The organism is Paenibacillus sp. AGC31 (genome assembly GCF_057334655.1).
Genome location: NZ_JBHFJH010000013.1, coordinates 15,712 through 32,623 on the forward strand (window position 1 = coordinate 15,712; position 16,912 = coordinate 32,623).

The following is a 16,912-nucleotide window of genomic DNA, read 5'->3' on the forward strand; positions in this document are numbered from 1 at the left end:
TTCAGGACAGGTTTTTAATTGATCAGCCCTCGGCGCTCACCATGCGGATGTCTAGAGTGTAAGTATTCCTCTGGTGTACTGCCAATAATGGACTTGAAATCTCGGATGAAATGGGATTGATCATGATATCCAAGATCCTGAGATAGTTTAATCAGGTCACAGTGAAGACCCCGGTCCATCCATTCTGCAGCATTTTGCAGACGATACAACTTAATTACGGTTTTGGGTCCAATGCCCACATACTGATTGAACAGGCGTTGAAGCTTTCGGGTATGCATATTCCAAGAAGAAGACAGATCATCCACTCTCAGCATCTCTCGGTTCTGTTCAATCTGTTGCACAATATCGTTAACCATTCTCGCTTGAGCATCTTCAGCAGGAAGGTGTGCACATAATAGCTGGTCGATGTAACTGGTTTTATCCGCATCATCTCCCGCCCCAAGAAGCCGGTCTTCCAAGGACTCCGCTGTGACGTCCAGAATATTGGATACATTCATCGGTTGTCCGTAGAATGAAGAAACAGGAACCCTGAGGAAGGGATAAAACCCTCCTGGGTTGAACTTCACGCCAAACACACGACCTTTCCCGCTCACAAGATAGGAGAATTTTCGTCCCGATGGTCCGAAGAAAAACGTATTGTTCTGTTCCACAATCAGATTGACACAAGGGTTAGGCACGACATGTTGGGGATACGGTTCAGATCCAGTCAGGTCCCACGATACGATCCAGTAATGTTTAACAAAAGGCCGAAGTACTTCGGAAGGAGCATGGCGTGTCAGTTGATATTTATGGTCACCTTCATTCAGATTCAACAGGCCCATACTTGGTCTGTCTCCTTGTTCTACCTGTTTCATCCGAATCATCCCTCCTGCTCATCTCACATTATTTAGGTTCTCTGAACAACAATGCCCGCACAGCAAAACGGGGTAAAATGAGTTGCCTGCGCCATCTCGAAGGTTGACTGAGGAGGCGATAGAGCCATTCCAGGTTAAGCTTCTGCCATATCGCAGGGGCACGTTTGGTTTTGCCAGCCACGATATCGAGACTGCCTCCAACACCTATGGCTACACGAGCGTTCAACTGGTGACGATACTTGTTAATCCAGTGTTCCGCATGGGGGGCGCCAAGAGCCACGATAAGAAAGTCTGGTTGAGTAGTACGAATCTCTTCCACAATCTGTTGTTCCTCATCTGCCTGGAAATAACCATGGTGTCTACCTTTTAAGATAACTCCGGGGTAACGGTGTGCTATGACTTTTACTGCCTGTTCACTTACGCTTTCCTCTGCTCCCAGCAGGTAGAATGACCAGTGTTCTCGATCACCTTCCTCCAATAAACGAAACAGCAGATCACAACCGGTTACTCGTTCAGTTAATTGTCCGCCCCGAAAACGGGATACCATCACAATGCCGGCACCGTCAGCCGTGACCAACCCGGCTTGATCGACAACCTCGCGAAGAGAGGCATTCTTTTGACAGGACATAACAATCTCGGGATTGCCTGTGATGACATGGAATAGTTCATTGCTTTCCTGATCTACAACTTCACCAAGGATTGCAACCGTTTGATTCATCGTTACATTGGGAAAAGGGATGCCCATGATATTGGTTGATTCGCTCATATCTCATTTCCTTTCTTAATTAGTCGTATCATCTTGAACAGTCCTGTTATTTCATTCCAATTTAGTATATCTGATCTTCTGGGAAAGCACTATATGGACTCGATCCGTTTGGATCATGGTATAACATTCCCGAAAACATAAAGAGCTTATATTTTACCTGTTGTCGCGTTTTTACAATACGGCCTTTGGGGTATAACGATAGGATAGGAGTGCGAGCTTGGCAGATCGCGTATCCAATACATAAAGGGAGTGAGTCCATGGAACTGAAATATGAATTCTATATCAATGCAGGACTGGAAGAGGTGTGGAATGCTCTAATATCACCAGACGGCACACGAAACAGCTTTTTCGGCAGTGAACTTCGTACCAATTTCCAACCAGGTCAGCCGTTTGCTTATGTAGGGCCAGGTAATGATGGTGCGGAGACGGTCCATGTGTATGGAGATATATTGGAATTTGAACCGCTGTCCAGACTTAGCTATCAGGAGCATCCGGGACCGTCTTACCATGCGAATCATGCCGAGCTTCAATCCAGAGTGGTCTTCCAGTTGGAAACGGTTGGTGAGTGTACGAAGCTGACGCTGATCAATGATCAGTTTACAGATAACCATCCTTCCATTGCGAATGCACAGAGCAGCTGGTGGATGATTCTAAGCAGCATCAAAACTTGGGTGGAGACGGGGAAAACACTGAATTTTGGGTGGTAGCTGGTAAGAGGTAGACATTTAAGATTTATTTTCATAAAAGATAAAGGGCAATTAATATAAGAACCAGTGCTGATTCAGTGCTGGTTCTTGTTTTTATACAAAATTAAGACCATTGCTCTACACTTAATGTCTGATAATGTCGAAATATATATCATATGAGCTAAGAGGAGAAATGAGCATGTTTCGTAAACGTACTGAATCGACCAAACACCTTCGTATAGATGCGCATCAGAATTTACTGGAGTATAGTCGTAAACTGATAGCAAACGCAGAAAAGGGCGACTATGACGCATGGATCGAAGATGGCATTGAGTTTCAGGATACCGATGAAATAGCTAGTAATATCAAAAAAGCAGTACATATGATGAAAGCTCAAAACGAAGACGTGGAAATGCGCCTTAGAATGCTGAATCAGGCGATGCATGTGGGATTATGGGAATCTGAAATTGTTGCTGGTGATCCACTGGATAACAATAATATCGTCGCATTTTCGAATGAATTCCGCCAAATGTTAGGCTTCCATAATGCCAAGGATTATCCCGATTCATTTGCAAGCTGGGCCAAATCGATATATCCGGATGACAGACCCCAACTGGTGCAGGAGATTATGAAACATGTGAATGACATAAGAGCAACAACTGCCTATAACGTCATCAGCCGTATGATTACTAAAAGTGGAGAAATTCGCTGGTTCCGATGCCTCGGACAAGTCATCCGAAATCAGGCTGGAGTTCCGGTCAAACTTCTGGGTATCATGTTTGATATTCATGAGGAGAAGAGCAAGTCGGATGAGCTGGAAGCACTCGTCGCCCGATATGATCTGGTTAACCGCGCATTGGTGGAGGCACCGTGGGATATGACCGTCGTGGCTGGAGATGTGGTTAATCCAAATAACGAATTCTGGTGGTCACCCCAGTTCCGTAAAGAATTAGGGTTTAAAGACGAGCAGGATTTCCCGAATGTGTTCAACAGCTGGAGCAGCCGACTTCATCCGGAAGACCATGATCGGACGATCAACGAATTTGCCAGACATATGAACGATTACAGTGGTCGTACACCGTACGATCTGGATTATCGTCTGCAGCGCAAAGACGGGGAGTATCGGTGGTATCACGCGGGTGGGGAGACCATTAGGGATCAGGATGGAGTACCACTCCGTGTAGCTGGAACCATTCGAGATGTCACCCATGAGAAGAATAAGGAACAGATCGTGGAAGCCATGAATCTGAAAACAAAACAATTGTCAGAGTCCATTGGCGAGATGGTACGTGGAATCAACTCGATTACCGATCAGGCACAGGATCTGGTTACTGCACAGGAGTTATCTGCCGATGCAGCTATTCAAGTGAAGAGCAGTGCAGATGATACGAAGAATATCACCGTGTTTATTCGAGAGATTGCCAGTCAGACGAATCTGCTGGGGTTGAATGCAGCAATTGAAGCTGCACGAGCGGGAGAGCTGGGACTGGGATTTGGCGTCGTTGCAGGTGAAGTGCGGAAATTGGCTGATCACAGTTCAGAGGCCACAGTAAATATCGAAGATAGCATGCAGAAGATGAAAACACTGATTGATCAGATTCTTGAACATATCGGTAATATGTCCACGTTAACGCAAAATCAGGCTGCCCTGACACAGCAGGTGAATGCTTCAATGGATGAGATTAATACCATGTCACAGGATCTGGTTGATTACTCGCGGAATCTATAATCTCGAAGCCGTCTATTTGTAACATCAGAATCATTGGCACACATCATCAACAAAAAATCCACCGGGATGCATTTCTGCTCTCGGTGGATTTTTTGTATTTTCTATATATAGCTAAGATGTATAGCTTCAGTTACAGCTATTGAATTAAACTTGTTGAACTTTGATCAGGTTTGTATTACCGGATTGACCGATTGGAACACCAGCGGACAATACAATGATGTCACCTTTTTCAATGTAACCTGTTTTGATTGCGTTACGCGTAGCCGATTCGAACATTTCATCCGTTGTCGTTACTTTGTCGCCCATAACCGGAATAACACCGGAGAGCAGGCAGATTTTCGCCAATACTTCTTCATGTTGTGTAACTGCGATGATTGGCGCTTTTGGACGATATTTGGAGATCATGCGTGCTGTGAATCCACTCTCAGTCGAAGTGATGATTGCTTTTGCATTCAGTACGAGGGAAGAACTTACAGCACCCTGACTGATAACTTCAGTAATATCAGCGATCTGTTGAGCTGATTTTTGTGCGAATTGCTCTTTGTAATCGATCATTGTTTCAGCACGGCGAGCAACAGCAGCCATCGTGCGCACGGATTGTACCGGATATTTACCAGCAGCTGATTCACCGGACAACATCACAACGTCAGCACCTTGAAGTACAGCGTTTGCCACGTCACTAACTTCGGAACGAGTAGGGCGTGGGTTTACTTGCATGGACTCCAGCATGTGTGTAGCTACGATAACCGGTTTACCAGCGCGGTTACATTTATCGATCATTTCTTTTTGCATCATAGGTACGTCTTCGATCGGCACTTCAACCCCAAGATCTCCACGAGCTACCATGATGCCGTCAGATGCTTCAATAATATCGTCCAGGTTAGTCATACCTTCCTGGTTTTCGATTTTGGAGATGATCTGTACGTGGTCTACACCGCGTTCTTTCAAAATGCTGCGGATTTCACGGATGTCATCACCTTTACGAACAAAGGATGCTGCGATAATTTCGATATCGTTTTCGATCCCAAATCCGATGTGCATAACGTCACGCTCGGTTACACCTGGCAATGTCGTTTTGATTCCTGGCAAGTTAACCCCTTTGCGTGGTTTCAGAATGCCGCCACTGATGATTTTACAATGGATATCGGATCCTTCCACAGACAGTACCGTCAGATCCACAAGGCCATCATCGATGAGGATACGATCGCCGGGTTTCACAACGAGGTTAAGTTCCGGATAGTTTACAGAGATACGCTCAGCGTCACCGAGAATTTCTTCGGTAGTCAGGATCAGCTCTTTACCAGCTTGCAGATGGCAGGATGCTTCTTTCAGTTTACCGATACGTACTTCCGGCCCTTTGATGTCCATCATGATCGGTATATAGGTGTTCAGTTCGGAAGCTGCTTTGCGGATATTGTTAATCCGTGTAACGTGATCTTCCAGTTCGCCATGAGCCATGTTCAGACGGGCAACGGTCATACCTTCCTGAATCATTACTTTTAACAATTCGATTGAGTCACAAGCAGGTCCCATGGTACAAATAATTTTTGTTTTTAACATGCTAATTTCCTCCTCATATTTAAGCTTATATGTGTATTGTAGCGTTTTCTGTCGAATCAGGGTATGAACTATAGTACAATGATTAGAGTATAGTCCGATAATGAGGTGTGTTATGGTCACTCCACTTGAAGTACGACATATTAATGGTGTCGGTTGGTACGAAGAAGCTGTGCAATCTCAAGAAACTTGGCGGCTTAGCTTGGTTACTTATGGAAAATGTGTATATTGGGTGAACGGTGATAAACAGATCATGGAGAAGGGTGAATTGCTCCTCATTCCAGGTGGTACCCCGTATTACGGCAAGAGTATTCCTACAGTAACGCACACACAGATTGTAATTCAACTGCAACGCGACCATACGGAAACTCTGCCTGCACTGGAACGGTATGAGGCTTTGCGGCATAAACCTGGATGTTATGAGCTGATCCATCAACGCATGAGCGCTATTTATCAACAATGGCAAGAGCGTCCGTCTTATTATGTCATGATGAGCCAAGCCTTATTGATGGAAGTGTTGATTTATATGAACAGGGAGCTTGATCGTGGAGTTATCCCGCCGGAGAGGCATAATCATGTTGAACGGATGAAGCGGTATATTGAGCGGCATTATCGGGAGAAAGTGACGAAGGAAGAACTCGGGGACGAGATTAATAAAACTCCCAATTATGCTGCTGCATTATTCAAAAGCATGACAAATCAGACCATCAGTCAATATGTCCATGATCAACGGATGAAACGAGCCATATATCTGCTCACCGAGTCGCAACTCTCCATCCAGGAAATTGCCGAATTTCTCGGCTACCGGGATCTGTCTTATTTTTACCGCATATTCAAACGTATAACCGGAAGTCCACCGTCTGACCTTCTTCATGAACGTCCACCTATAGCATGAAACGCGTAGTCCAATCCAAATAAAGTTCTTCTATATAAGTAGGTTTAATTAAATGAGTACAAAAAAAGAGGGCCTATGCCCTCTTTTGCTGTATAGCAGGATCATCATCCGCCTGTTACATATATAAATGTCGTTATACATGACTGCTTGGATTAGAAGCTGTGAGTGGCTGCTTGCCTTTTTTTCGTGCCTGCCCAAGACGAAGAGCAAAGACATGTACAGTCCAATACGCGGCCTCAGCAAACAAAATGCCTCCAGCGATGTCCAGCAAGGAATGCTGTTTTACAAACACCGTTGAAGCAATAATCAACCACAGCCATACCGACCAAGAAATCCGAGCCAAAGGTTTAAAGTTCAAGTGTCTGTTGATCACAATAAACAGCAAATAGCTGGTCAGAACATGAACACTTGGGAAACAGTTGAAGGGCGCATCATTGGTATAGATAAACTGTACTAACACACTGCTCAGATCAGTTCCGCCGATCTCCGGTCGTGGGACATGGGTAGGGAACACCGCAAAGCAGACATTGGCAGCCATGACACCAACATTATAGGTAATCAACGTACGCCAGAATAGCGACTTGTTCGTCAGACCCAAATAGAGAAATCCAAGATACAGAATGGGCATCCAGCTAATGTACGGATAAATAAATTCTTTGAGAAAAGGAATCTGTGTGTCAATCCAAGCATAATTGTAGAACACATCACTTCCGGTGTTGCTGCCTAAAAAAACGTAAATGGAGCCTTGGAGCGGTATGCACAGAATAGCCAGTAAATGCCCCCAGCGCTGAAAGAATGCTTTCATAGTATCCCCCTGATTTCATTATGCATTGTGAAACTATCGTTAATGGGTACTTCATAGATATATGACGTTGAAGAGTCGCCACACCCCTGCAGCTTTGAACTCTTGTAATACTATAATGGACAGATAAAGGTATAAGCCATACCTGATTTTAGGTGAAAAGAAGTCAGGATAAGTCTCTTTTTTGTTACTTTTATAGTTTTATCCATAATAGGAATATTCAATATGCGAATGATGTGATACAACTATATTGGCATATAAGTTCTTATGACAACGGAAAACAAAAATGAAACGAGGTAGGTGAATGTATGATTAATCCGCAATCCAAGCCAAAACATTCCTTTTCCGAGCGCAAACCTGTGCTCACCGTTGTGATTATTGAGCTGCTTCTCCTGTTAGCCGTATTTGCTGCAGGGGCCATTGCAACGATAAAACAACTGGACTACACTTCCCCTGTACTCATTTCCTTTACACCCATCGCAATGGTTCTGATGATCTATCTGACGTTAAGGCGCAAGTGGGGAGAGACTGGCTTCCGATCTTTGCGAAGTATCCCAGCTGGCCATGCAAAGTATTATATTCCACTACTCCTTGTACTGGGTACACTTGCCCTGAAAGGGTTTGGGGAGCTGAGCTTGTCACGGGTAGCCTTTTTCATCTTTTTTACCTTGCTCGTAGCTTTTGTAGAGGAAACGATCTATCGTGGACTTATTTTCAAAACATTGCTTCAAAAAAGTGCAGTGGCCGCAGTTGTGACCTCCAGCATCTTGTTTTCGATTACACATCTGCTGAACGCATTGTCTGGTCAGGATATGACGGATACGATCATGCAATTGATCTATGCGCTGCTCTTGGGAGCTGTACTTGCATTATTGATGCTGAAGAACGGAAATATCGTACCGCTTATATTGTTTCATTTCATACATAATCTGATTCAATTTCTAGGGAATGATCTGGAGGACACAGGGACACTTCCTTACGATCTGTTTATACTGACAGTACTGATTGCTTACTGTGCATGGTTAGTGTGGAGCAATCGCACACATTCGTCCATTCCTTCCAAAGGGAGTGAACAAGCGAATACGGTTGTTCATTAATGGTATTGGGGGTATTGCTTGAAGGTAGTTATCATACAGTTTCCCGTCAGCAGTTGGATCATGGTATACTTCAGTCTGGCGGGAAGACAGATATGTTCATGATACGAGGTCTGCCTATCCGTACATTAGGTTTAAACAGTAGGTGATATAGTGGAGAAGACAGCACAAGGTGTAGCAGAATGGATGGTACAGGAGATTAAATTCACAGGAACACTTCATCAGGAAGCTGCCATAGAATATGTGAAGACCCATTTTGGCGAAGAGTTTGTTTTTGTGAACGAGAACGGCAATACATCATTGTCCAAAGAAGTGAAGAAAGCTTTCAGAAAGCTTCATCGTGGGCAGATCGCCTGGGATCGGGATGCATTTATGTGGGCATGGACATAGTGTGTTATACTGGAGTAAGATGATTCGTTGGCTGTGTTGGATATGCATGTCAGATTATTATATAAAAAATGTATAAGATGGATTAGATCTGCATATCCTTTCATAAGACCGTACACAAGCGACCAGGCACATAAGCGTGATAAACCCTGGCCCCACGCGTGTTAATAACATGTATTTCCAAAGCTGTTTGAAAAGAAAATACAAAGATTTGCTTTTTGGCTGAAATGGAGTTATAATAAAAACAAGTTGTAGAGAGTGGAAAACCTAATTCATATATTGTAAAGGGCGATCACTTATAGGTTTATGACTGGTACCTTTTTCAATGTGTGAATTTTTATTTGCTTGCTGCAAAGAACAAAGGAACATGTTAATCTTTATTTGGAGGTGTAATTCACATGCAAAACGGAACAGTAAAATGGTTCAACGCTGATAAAGGCTTCGGTTTCATCGAAGTTGAAGGCGGAGAAGATGTATTCGTACACTTCAGCGCTATTACAGGCGAAGGCTTCAAAACGCTGGACGAAGGTCAACGCGTGCAATTTAAAATTGTACAAGGAAACCGTGGTCCTCAAGCAGAAGAAGTTGTAAAACTGTAATTAAAGCATAGCTGCCTTTAACATGTTATAATGGTAAAGGCAGCTTCTTTTTTTTGATCAGTTATATAAAATTCGGCCCATTAGTTGTCGAGGCAGGAGTTCGGTGGAACGTGAAACTTCCGCTAAGTGTAGGCTTCTGTGAAATAACGTCGGTTAGATGTTTTTCCATAACAAAGGGGGTAGAAGTCATGTATAATCGCAAAAAACCGTTGGAAGAGATTCCACAAGCTGATGCGGCAATCTGGGAATGTACGAGTGATACGTGCAAAGGATGGATGCGGGACAATTTTGCGTTTGATAACGTACCTACTTGTCCGATATGTGCTTCTGAGATGGTCAGCACGACTAGGATGCTACCATTGCTTGAGAATTCGAATAGTAATCTGAAAACGATGCCTAAAGGAAATCGGATTTAACATAGCTTACCCGCCTCTAACGAGGTGTTTTTTTTTAAGATCAAATAGACACCCTGTGCGAAGGTAAGGGTATTAAATATGAAGTTCCCGGCATTCGTTTTGGCGAATGCCTTTTTTTGTATCATTTTCAACAAAAAATATAGTGTAATTGACGTGAATCGTATGAAAAAGATAAAGACCCCTTTTGCTATAAGCAAAAAGGGTCTTTGTTATGACTACAATTTTACCACGATCAGATTGGAATTTAGATGAACAGGAATGGCAGCAGAAACAATGTTGCTACCAGAGCCAGATCGATTCCCGCTCCATAGCCATAACCCCCACCGTATCCTCCGTAACCATATGGACCATAGGCCGAAGATTTAACTTTCTTTTTCGCAACAGCGTTTTTCTTGCTGCTTTTTACCTGCTGCTGTTTGGATTTGACTGAACACAGCCGTGGTCCCTCGAAGCACCCGTTCAAATAAATTTTACCATCACGACATTGACTAAGCGTACCATACATATGCTTACCGTCGTTCATAACGAGACAAACGGAACGTCCAACGTGCGGAGAAACCGTTTCTTCACATACCGGGTTAATTCTGTACATGCAAATCCTCCTCATTAGATGCGGTTGCCGCTTGAATTCAACGGTTTGTATATCATAGTAAAAAGAAGAGCAATTGGTATGGACGAGTACCCGGAAAATCGAATGGGGAGGAGCCGTTTTTGAATCTGCTCCATACACTGGGAGGAGTGAGGAGGGGATGTCGCGTGGATTATCATGACATGCTGGCTCGGTTAGGGGAGGGAAGTGCCCATCCTGGAGGATTTTTGGCAACGCTGAAGTTGCTGGATAGCTTATCTCTGCCTGTGGGTAGTCATATTCTTGAGATAGGGTGCGGCACTGGGAGGACTGCATGTTATCTAGCTAAAAATGGATATCGGGTAACGGCGATTGATCTTCATCGCAATATGCTGGATAAGGCAATTCGGAGAGCGAGACGAGAGCGGGTGGATGTTCGATTTGTTCAGGCTGATGTAGCATCGTTACCTTTTCCTGAAAATCAATTTGATGTGGTATTCGTGGAGTCGGTCACGATCTTCACTCCATGGCGGAGTGCACTTGCTCAGTATAGAAGGGTGTTGAAGCCCGGTGGACTTTTGGTGGATCGGGAGATGGTTCTATCAGGCCAGAAGACCGAATTGATGTGTCGCAGGTTAAAGCATTTTTACGGTATACGAACCCTGGTAACGGCCACAGCATGGAGAAAACGCCTCAAACAGTGTGGTTTCACCAAGGTAGAGGTCAAAGAACATTCACGATCCATGGGAAAATGGGGCGTTGATCATGATCCACATCGCGAGATCGATATGAATTGGTTTGAGGATGAACGTATGCAGCGAATGAGTCGAACCAATGATCGTTTGCTCGCGAAGTACGGCAAAAAGTTGGGATATGCTGTTTTTGCGGCTAGGGCACCGTTGGAGGTCGAAAAGGAAAAATAGGAAAAAGGCAACTCACACAATCGTGTGGGTTGCCTTTGGTTTGTTCTGACAGTACGTACTACAACATATCGTTGTCGATAATCCGCCAGTGGTGTTTGAGCAGGGCTTCCAGTTGGTTCTTATCTTTGGCTCGAAAAGCACTTAAAATTTGACGGTGTTCTTCATTAACTTCGAGCAGTACCTCGGATAGCTTTGGTTTATTATCACTAACATACGACTGCCGGATGAAACTGTTCTTCAATGTGTTTAACATCTCAATGACTGTGGCGTTACCACATCGCTGAATGTACAGATTATGGAACTGATATTGGTTCTTGTTGTAGGCAGCAAGATCAAGTTGGCTGATATCTTCGTCCATTCGGACAACCAGAGTTTCCATCTCCAAAAGTTCAGATGGTCTGAGATGATCTGCTGCAAGTGTGGCAGCAAGTGCCTCCAGCACACCGATCGCTTGGGAGAATTCCAGTTTTTTGCCTGCATCAAAAGGAGTGACAATAAATCCCCTGCGTGGGATGTATTGCAGCAGATTGTCCGAAGCCAACTGAAAAAGTGCCTCCCGGGTAGGTGTGCGACTGATGTCCAGCTTTTTGCATATTTCGGCCTCGTTGATCTTCTGGTTGGGAAGTAACGTCCCGTCCTGAATCTTTTGGGCAATGTAATCGTATACGTGATCTTTCAAGGACCGGTATTTGGGTACCTCCATACCGAATCCTCCTTTCTATGTATAGTGAATAAATAGATGGGTGTGAGGCCGTACTGTACGCGCCGTTCAGGAGTTTCAAGTTTTTATCATCTTAACACCGAGGGGGAAGTTGGGCAAGCGAACTTCATGTTTCAGGCGATGTAAATACTGTGTTATATATAGTACATTTTATGGAATAAAAGCGTATAAATGTTTAAATAATCATTGTGATAAAGCGGATTGTTTGTTAGTATAACTTACATATAAGTCCATATATTGCCTTATGTATATTGTATACAAATCATTATGTTTCTCATTCAAAAAAAGAATAGGGGTATGATGTGTGAAAAAAGTGCTGTTGCCAATGATGCTGTTGTTAGTGGTTGTGATCATGTCCGCATGTGGGCAGGAAAAAACGACAGGAACCGAATCGGAGCCAGATTCATCCTCGGGAAATAACTCGACAGAAAAGGAAGTAATTGTACTTGGAACCAGTGCAGACTATGCACCCTATGAATTTCATAAGAAAATCGATGGTAAAGATACCATTGTAGGTTTTGACATCGAGATTGCAAAAGCAATTGCGGCTGATCTGGGAGCCGAGCTGAAGATTGAGGACATGGACTTTGATGGCCTTCTTATGGCCCTCGGTACAGATAAGGTTGATTTTGTAATATCAGGCTTAACCCCTACCGAAGAACGAAAGAAGAATGTTGATTTTACGGATATTTACTATTATGCAGAGCAGGCTGTACTTGTTAGAGATGGGGAAGGTGCGGCATTAAAGTCCATAGATGATCTATCAGGTAAGCAGGTTGGTGTGCAAAAGAGTTCCATTCAGGAAGGGATTGCTCAGGAGATAGAGGGAGCAAAGCTCACTTCTCTGGCTAAAATACCTGAGCTGATTCTGGAGTTGCAGACGGGGCGTGTAGACGCACTCATCTTGGAGAAGCCGGTGGCTGAACAGTATGTGAATAACCAAGAGGGGCTTGTTGTTGCAGGTGTGGAGGTTAAACAGGCTGAAGACGAGGGTGGTTCGGCCATCGCGGTGAAAAAAGGTAATCAGAAGCTGCTGGATCAGATCAACACTACATTGGAAAAGCTCAAAACAAACGGAGATATTGAACGGTTCGTCGTTGAAGCGAATGAGATGCTCGGCGAATAAACCGGACGAGTGAGGGATATGCCGTGAATTTAGATTTTTCCTTTCTATTAGAACATTGGCAGGATTATGCACGAAGTGCGTGGGTCACGCTTGAACTTTCCTTTTTCGGTGTATTGTTTGGTACGTTGTTGGGTGTATTCATGGCGCTAATGCGAATATCCCGAATATGGCCAATTAAATTTGTAGCATCGGCGTATATTGAACTCATTCGAGGAACACCGATGCTGGTACAGATTCTTATTATTCATTATGGTCTGACGGTTGTAGGTGTGAACTTGCCGGCATTTATGTCGGGGGTGGTAGCTCTGACGATGAATAGCTCGGCTTATATGGCGGAGGTGTTCAGGGCCGGGATTCAGGCGATTGATAAAGGACAGACCGAGGCTTCGCGCTCCCTTGGTATGACACATGGTATGACACTTCGTTATATTATACTGCCGCAGGCTTTTCGTAACATGCTTCCAGCCATCGGTAATGAATTCATTATTATCATTAAAGATTCTTCACTTGTCTCCATGATCGGCATAGCTGAGATTATATACACGGCCAGAACGATTCAAGGTGTTACGTTCCAGCCACTTGCTCCACTGCTTGTTGCCGCCGGCCTCTACTTTATCATCACATTTACACTGGCTAATTTACTCTCGTGGTTGGAACGTAGACTGTCTACTTCTCGCTAACTATTGATAAAGGATTGGTTCCGAGAAAGGCTGGGAGTAGGCTGGAGTGGAAAAAGAGAGATGTAGTCGTAAATGGTGATGGCATCGCATACATTGTTATTGTATTTTGTATACAATATTTTGGAAAGGTGTTGGGTGTGTATGTCAGATTCCAAAATGTTAATTGATTGGTCGGAGCGTTATGCTGCACCTAATTATCATCCACTCCCTATTGTTATTGAACAGGCGGAAGGGGTATGGGTGGAAGACCCTGAAGGCTGCCGTTATATGGATATGTTAAGTGCATACTCTGCATTGAATCATGGTCACAGACATCCTGTGATCATACAAGCGCTCAAGGATCAGGCAGATCAGGTTACGTTGACATCTCGGGCATTCCATAGCACCTCAGCTTCTCTTTTTTATCAAAAACTCTCACAATTCACGGGGAAATCGAAGATTCTCGCCATGAATACAGGAGCGGAAGCGGTGGAGACTGCGGTGAAGGCTGTGCGCAGATGGGCTTATCGTTGCAAAGGTGTACCTGAGAATCAAGCCGAAATTATCGTATGCTCTGGTAACTTTCATGGAAGAACTCTGACGGTTACGTCATTTTCTTCTTCAGCGGAGTACAAAAAAGATTTTGGACCGTTCACACCTGGATTCCGGATTATTCCCTATGGAGATATTGAAGCGCTGAAAAAGGCCATTACGCCAAATACGGCTGCTTTTCTTGTAGAGCCTATTCAGGGCGAAGCTGGAATCGTTATCCCGCCTGATGGATATTTGGCAGAAGCTTTTGCTCTGTGTAAGAGCCAGCAGGTATTGACTGTATCTGATGAGATCCAGACCGGATTTGGAAGAACAGGTCGCCGCTTTGCCTCCGACTGGGAAGGTGTTGAACCAGACATCTGGATTATGGGCAAAGCGCTGGGGGGAGGAGTCATGCCCATCTCGGCTATCGCTGCTGATGCGGAGATACTTGATTTGTTTGAGCCGGGGTCTCATGGTTCTACGTTTGGGGGTAATCCACTCGCATGCGCTGTGGCTGTAGCAGCTCTGGAAGTTCTTGAGGATGAGAAGCTTGCCGAGCGATCGGAACGTCTGGGGAACTATTTTATGAAAAAACTTCGAGATATTCGTAGTTCAGCCATACGGGATATTCGGGGGAAAGGCTTATTTATAGGTGTTGAATTGCATGAGCCAGCCCGTCCTTATTGTGAGCGGTTGATGTCTACTGGACTGCTGTGTAAAGAAACCCATGAGACAACCATTCGATTTGCTCCACCACTGACGATTAAAGAGTCCGAGATTGACTGGGCACTGGAGAGAATTGAGCAGGTATTGATCAACAATGAGGGAGCTGACCTACATGAAAAATGATGATGATGTCCATGGTGGAATAAAAGATACTTCTATTGATACAAGTCAAACATCTGTGCGACGTAATATTGCTATCATTAAGGTTCCTTTTGGACTCGGTGGAGCAAGAGGTGGAGCTGAGTTGGGGCCGGATGAATTGATTACAGCTGGACTGAAGCGGGAGATTGCGAGTCTTGGGCTAGTGCTCTCCAAAGAAGTGCGGGTAGATTGTCCTTCGGAACCTGCAGCCCCTACTGAGCGGAATCGGGTGAAATATTTAAACGAAGTACGGCAGGTCAGCGAGAATGTGTTTAATGAAGTATCTGTTGCGGTAGAGGAGGGGGTCTTTCCGCTTGTGCTTGGAGGTGATCATAGTGTAGCGATAGGTACTTTCGCCGGATTAACTGCGCATTATTCTAATTTGGGGGTGATCTGGTTTGATGCGCACGCAGACTTGAACACGGAAGAACGAAGCTTGTCCGGCAACATGCATGGGATGAGTGTGGCCGCATCCTTGGGGCATACTGCATATAATCTGTCTCACATTGCTGGAGCAGGCGCATTTATAGATCCATCTAACTTGGTCTATATTGGTCTGCGTGATCTGGATGAGTATGAGAAGGAGCAGATTAAGGGACTGGGCATCCAAGCATTTACGATGCATGATATTGACAGGATGGGTATACAGCAAGTTACTGAGCAAGCGATAGCTATAGCTGGAGAAGGAACGGATGGTATTCACGTTAGCTTTGACATGGACTGTCTGGATCCGCGTGAAGCTCCGGGGGTGGGTACACCTGTACCGGGTGGTTTGAATTACCGGGAGGCACATTACGCATTAGAACTACTTGCTTCCACGAATCAAGTTACGTCCATGGAACTGGTTGAGGTGAATCCGTTGTTGGATCACAATAGACACACGGCACGACTTGGTGTGGAACTGATTGCTTCGTTACTTGGTAAGCGTATATTGTAAGCACTGAGAAGTGAAGCGGAGTGTGTAAGCTGTGCCTGAGGAGTGTACTTTATTTATTATAGAAGGAAAGAAAAATATGATCTCTGAAAACCGGGGCTAGTCACAATCAATTGTTCACTGCAATCGCAGTGGAAGTGGCTTCCCTGGTTATGTTTAATGGATAAGTATATTAGAAGCGCCGTAATGAGGATGCTGAGAGTTATTTTTATCGTACAGGAGCGTCAAATTACAAATGGTGCCGATGTTGTGGGCGATTATTAATAATCAAAAAAAGACTTGCAATGTAAATCTCTACATGGTATATTCTAATTCCGGCCAAGAAAACACGGTTTACACGTTGTGGCAAGCGAATGAAATGAGCTTCGAAAGAAACTTAAAAAAGAGCTTGCAAAGTTGGTTCGGACATGATATTATATAAGAGTTGCTGAAGAGAACGACATTCGGTAACGAAACAAGTTTGATCTTTGAAAACTGAACAACGAGTGAGTAAACATTCTGCTTGCAGAATGAACGCAAAAGTTGAAACAAGCCTTGGCTTGAATCAGCTGGAGCACAAATGAGATTTTTAATCTCGTCAGATTCAAAATGAGCTTATCGCTCTTTTCAATACTTTATTGGAGAGTTTGATCCTGGCTCAGGACGAACGCTGGCGGCATGCCTAATACATGCAAGTCGAGCGGAGTTGATAGGAAGCTTGCTTCCTTGATACTTAGCGGCGGACGGGTGAGTAACACGTAGGCAACCTGCCCTCAAGTTTGGGACAACTACCGGAAACGGTAGCTAATACCGAAT

The 16,912-nt window shown here is 44.4% G+C and carries 18 protein-coding genes and 1 rRNA gene; 13 read left to right on the forward strand and 6 right to left on the reverse strand.

What is annotated here, in order from left to right; translation table 11 throughout:
* Nucleotides 1-14 precede the first annotated feature (14 nt).
* Both ACE04G_RS07430 and ACE04G_RS07435 read right to left on the reverse strand, forming a co-directional pair.
* Nucleotides 15-854, reverse strand: a complete 840-nt coding sequence (locus ACE04G_RS07430; protein WP_237178636.1) for a helix-turn-helix transcriptional regulator — start codon at nt 852-854, stop codon at nt 15-17.
* 28 nt (nt 855-882) lie between these two features.
* Nucleotides 883-1,620 carry a WecB/TagA/CpsF family glycosyltransferase gene (locus tag ACE04G_RS07435; protein ID WP_449003718.1) on the reverse strand — a complete coding sequence of 246 codons (738 nt, stop codon included), beginning with the start codon at nt 1,618-1,620 and terminating at the stop codon, nt 883-885.
* A 257-nt stretch (nt 1,621-1,877) separates the two neighbouring features.
* On the opposite strand from ACE04G_RS07435, the gene ACE04G_RS07440 reads away from it, so the two are divergent.
* Nucleotides 1,878-2,327, forward strand: coding sequence for an SRPBCC family protein (locus tag ACE04G_RS07440; protein WP_017691129.1), 450 nt, complete (start codon nt 1,878-1,880; stop codon nt 2,325-2,327).
* Between the two features lie 178 nt (nt 2,328-2,505).
* The gene (locus tag ACE04G_RS07445; protein WP_449003719.1) at nt 2,506-4,035 is read left to right on the forward strand and encodes a methyl-accepting chemotaxis protein; all 1,530 of its coding nucleotides are present in this window, start codon (nt 2,506-2,508) and stop codon (nt 4,033-4,035) included.
* A gap of 144 nt (nt 4,036-4,179) precedes the next feature.
* Here the strand turns inward: ACE04G_RS07445 and pyk are convergent, their stop codons facing one another.
* Complete coding sequence (pyk, locus tag ACE04G_RS07450) at nt 4,180-5,595, reverse strand: pyruvate kinase (RefSeq protein ID WP_036607968.1); 1,416 nt, start codon at nt 5,593-5,595, stop codon at nt 4,180-4,182.
* 112 nt (nt 5,596-5,707) lie between these two features.
* Here pyk and ACE04G_RS07455 point away from each other — a divergent pair, with 112 nt between their 5' ends.
* The gene (locus tag ACE04G_RS07455; RefSeq protein WP_036607966.1) at nt 5,708-6,487 is read left to right on the forward strand and encodes a helix-turn-helix transcriptional regulator; all 780 of its coding nucleotides are present in this window, start codon (nt 5,708-5,710) and stop codon (nt 6,485-6,487) included.
* 133 nt (nt 6,488-6,620) lie between these two features.
* On the opposite strand, the gene ACE04G_RS07460 is transcribed toward ACE04G_RS07455, so the two are convergent.
* Nucleotides 6,621-7,292, reverse strand: coding sequence for a phosphatase PAP2 family protein (locus tag ACE04G_RS07460; protein ID WP_076329982.1), 672 nt, complete (start codon nt 7,290-7,292; stop codon nt 6,621-6,623).
* A gap of 305 nt (nt 7,293-7,597) precedes the next feature.
* Here ACE04G_RS07460 and ACE04G_RS07465 point away from each other — a divergent pair, with 305 nt between their 5' ends.
* The 4 genes from ACE04G_RS07465 (at nt 7,598) to ACE04G_RS07480 (ending at nt 9,785) form a co-directional block, all read left to right on the forward strand.
* On the forward strand, nt 7,598-8,386 hold the full coding sequence (locus ACE04G_RS07465; RefSeq protein ID WP_449003720.1) for a CPBP family intramembrane glutamic endopeptidase: 789 nt from the start codon (nt 7,598-7,600) through the stop codon (nt 8,384-8,386).
* Nucleotides 8,387-8,536: 150 nt separating this feature from the next.
* A complete protein-coding gene (locus tag ACE04G_RS07470) occupies nt 8,537-8,773 on the forward strand; it encodes a DUF6953 family protein (protein WP_036607962.1) in 237 nt (78 codons plus the stop codon).
* Nucleotides 8,774-9,168: 395 nt separating this feature from the next.
* On the forward strand, nt 9,169-9,369 hold the full coding sequence (locus ACE04G_RS07475) for a cold-shock protein (protein WP_024633772.1): 201 nt from the start codon (nt 9,169-9,171) through the stop codon (nt 9,367-9,369).
* Nucleotides 9,370-9,557: 188 nt separating this feature from the next.
* Nucleotides 9,558-9,785, forward strand: a complete 228-nt coding sequence (locus ACE04G_RS07480; protein ID WP_017691121.1) for a cold-shock protein — start codon at nt 9,558-9,560, stop codon at nt 9,783-9,785.
* A gap of 244 nt (nt 9,786-10,029) precedes the next feature.
* Here the strand turns inward: ACE04G_RS07480 and ACE04G_RS07485 are convergent, their stop codons facing one another.
* Nucleotides 10,030-10,377, reverse strand: coding sequence for a hypothetical protein (locus ACE04G_RS07485; protein WP_449003721.1), 348 nt, complete (start codon nt 10,375-10,377; stop codon nt 10,030-10,032).
* Between the two features lie 164 nt (nt 10,378-10,541).
* On the opposite strand from ACE04G_RS07485, the gene ACE04G_RS07490 reads away from it, so the two are divergent.
* Entirely contained in the window at nt 10,542-11,276 is a 735-nt protein-coding gene (locus ACE04G_RS07490) for a class I SAM-dependent methyltransferase (protein WP_449003722.1), read from the forward strand.
* 58 nt (nt 11,277-11,334) lie between these two features.
* On the opposite strand, the gene ACE04G_RS07495 is transcribed toward ACE04G_RS07490, so the two are convergent.
* Nucleotides 11,335-11,979 (reverse strand): GntR family transcriptional regulator, encoded by a 645-nt coding sequence (locus tag ACE04G_RS07495; protein ID WP_036671927.1) that lies wholly within the window; start codon nt 11,977-11,979, stop codon nt 11,335-11,337.
* 322 nt (nt 11,980-12,301) lie between these two features.
* On the opposite strand from ACE04G_RS07495, the gene ACE04G_RS07500 reads away from it, so the two are divergent.
* The 5 genes from ACE04G_RS07500 to ACE04G_RS07520 all read left to right on the forward strand — a co-directional run.
* Entirely contained in the window at nt 12,302-13,123 is an 822-nt protein-coding gene (locus ACE04G_RS07500; RefSeq protein ID WP_449003723.1) for a transporter substrate-binding domain-containing protein, read from the forward strand.
* A 23-nt stretch (nt 13,124-13,146) separates the two neighbouring features.
* Nucleotides 13,147-13,803 carry an amino acid ABC transporter permease gene (locus tag ACE04G_RS07505; protein WP_449003724.1) on the forward strand — a complete coding sequence of 219 codons (657 nt, stop codon included), beginning with the start codon at nt 13,147-13,149 and terminating at the stop codon, nt 13,801-13,803.
* Between the two features lie 141 nt (nt 13,804-13,944).
* Entirely contained in the window at nt 13,945-15,165 is a 1,221-nt protein-coding gene (locus ACE04G_RS07510; protein ID WP_449003725.1) for an ornithine--oxo-acid transaminase, read from the forward strand.
* Entirely contained in the window at nt 15,155-16,120 is a 966-nt protein-coding gene (gene rocF, locus ACE04G_RS07515) for an arginase (protein WP_449003726.1), read from the forward strand. Before ACE04G_RS07510 ends, rocF begins: the two co-directional genes overlap by 11 nt.
* 611 nt (nt 16,121-16,731) lie before the next feature.
* Nucleotides 16,732-16,912, forward strand: a 16S ribosomal RNA gene (locus ACE04G_RS07520); the annotation flags it as partial.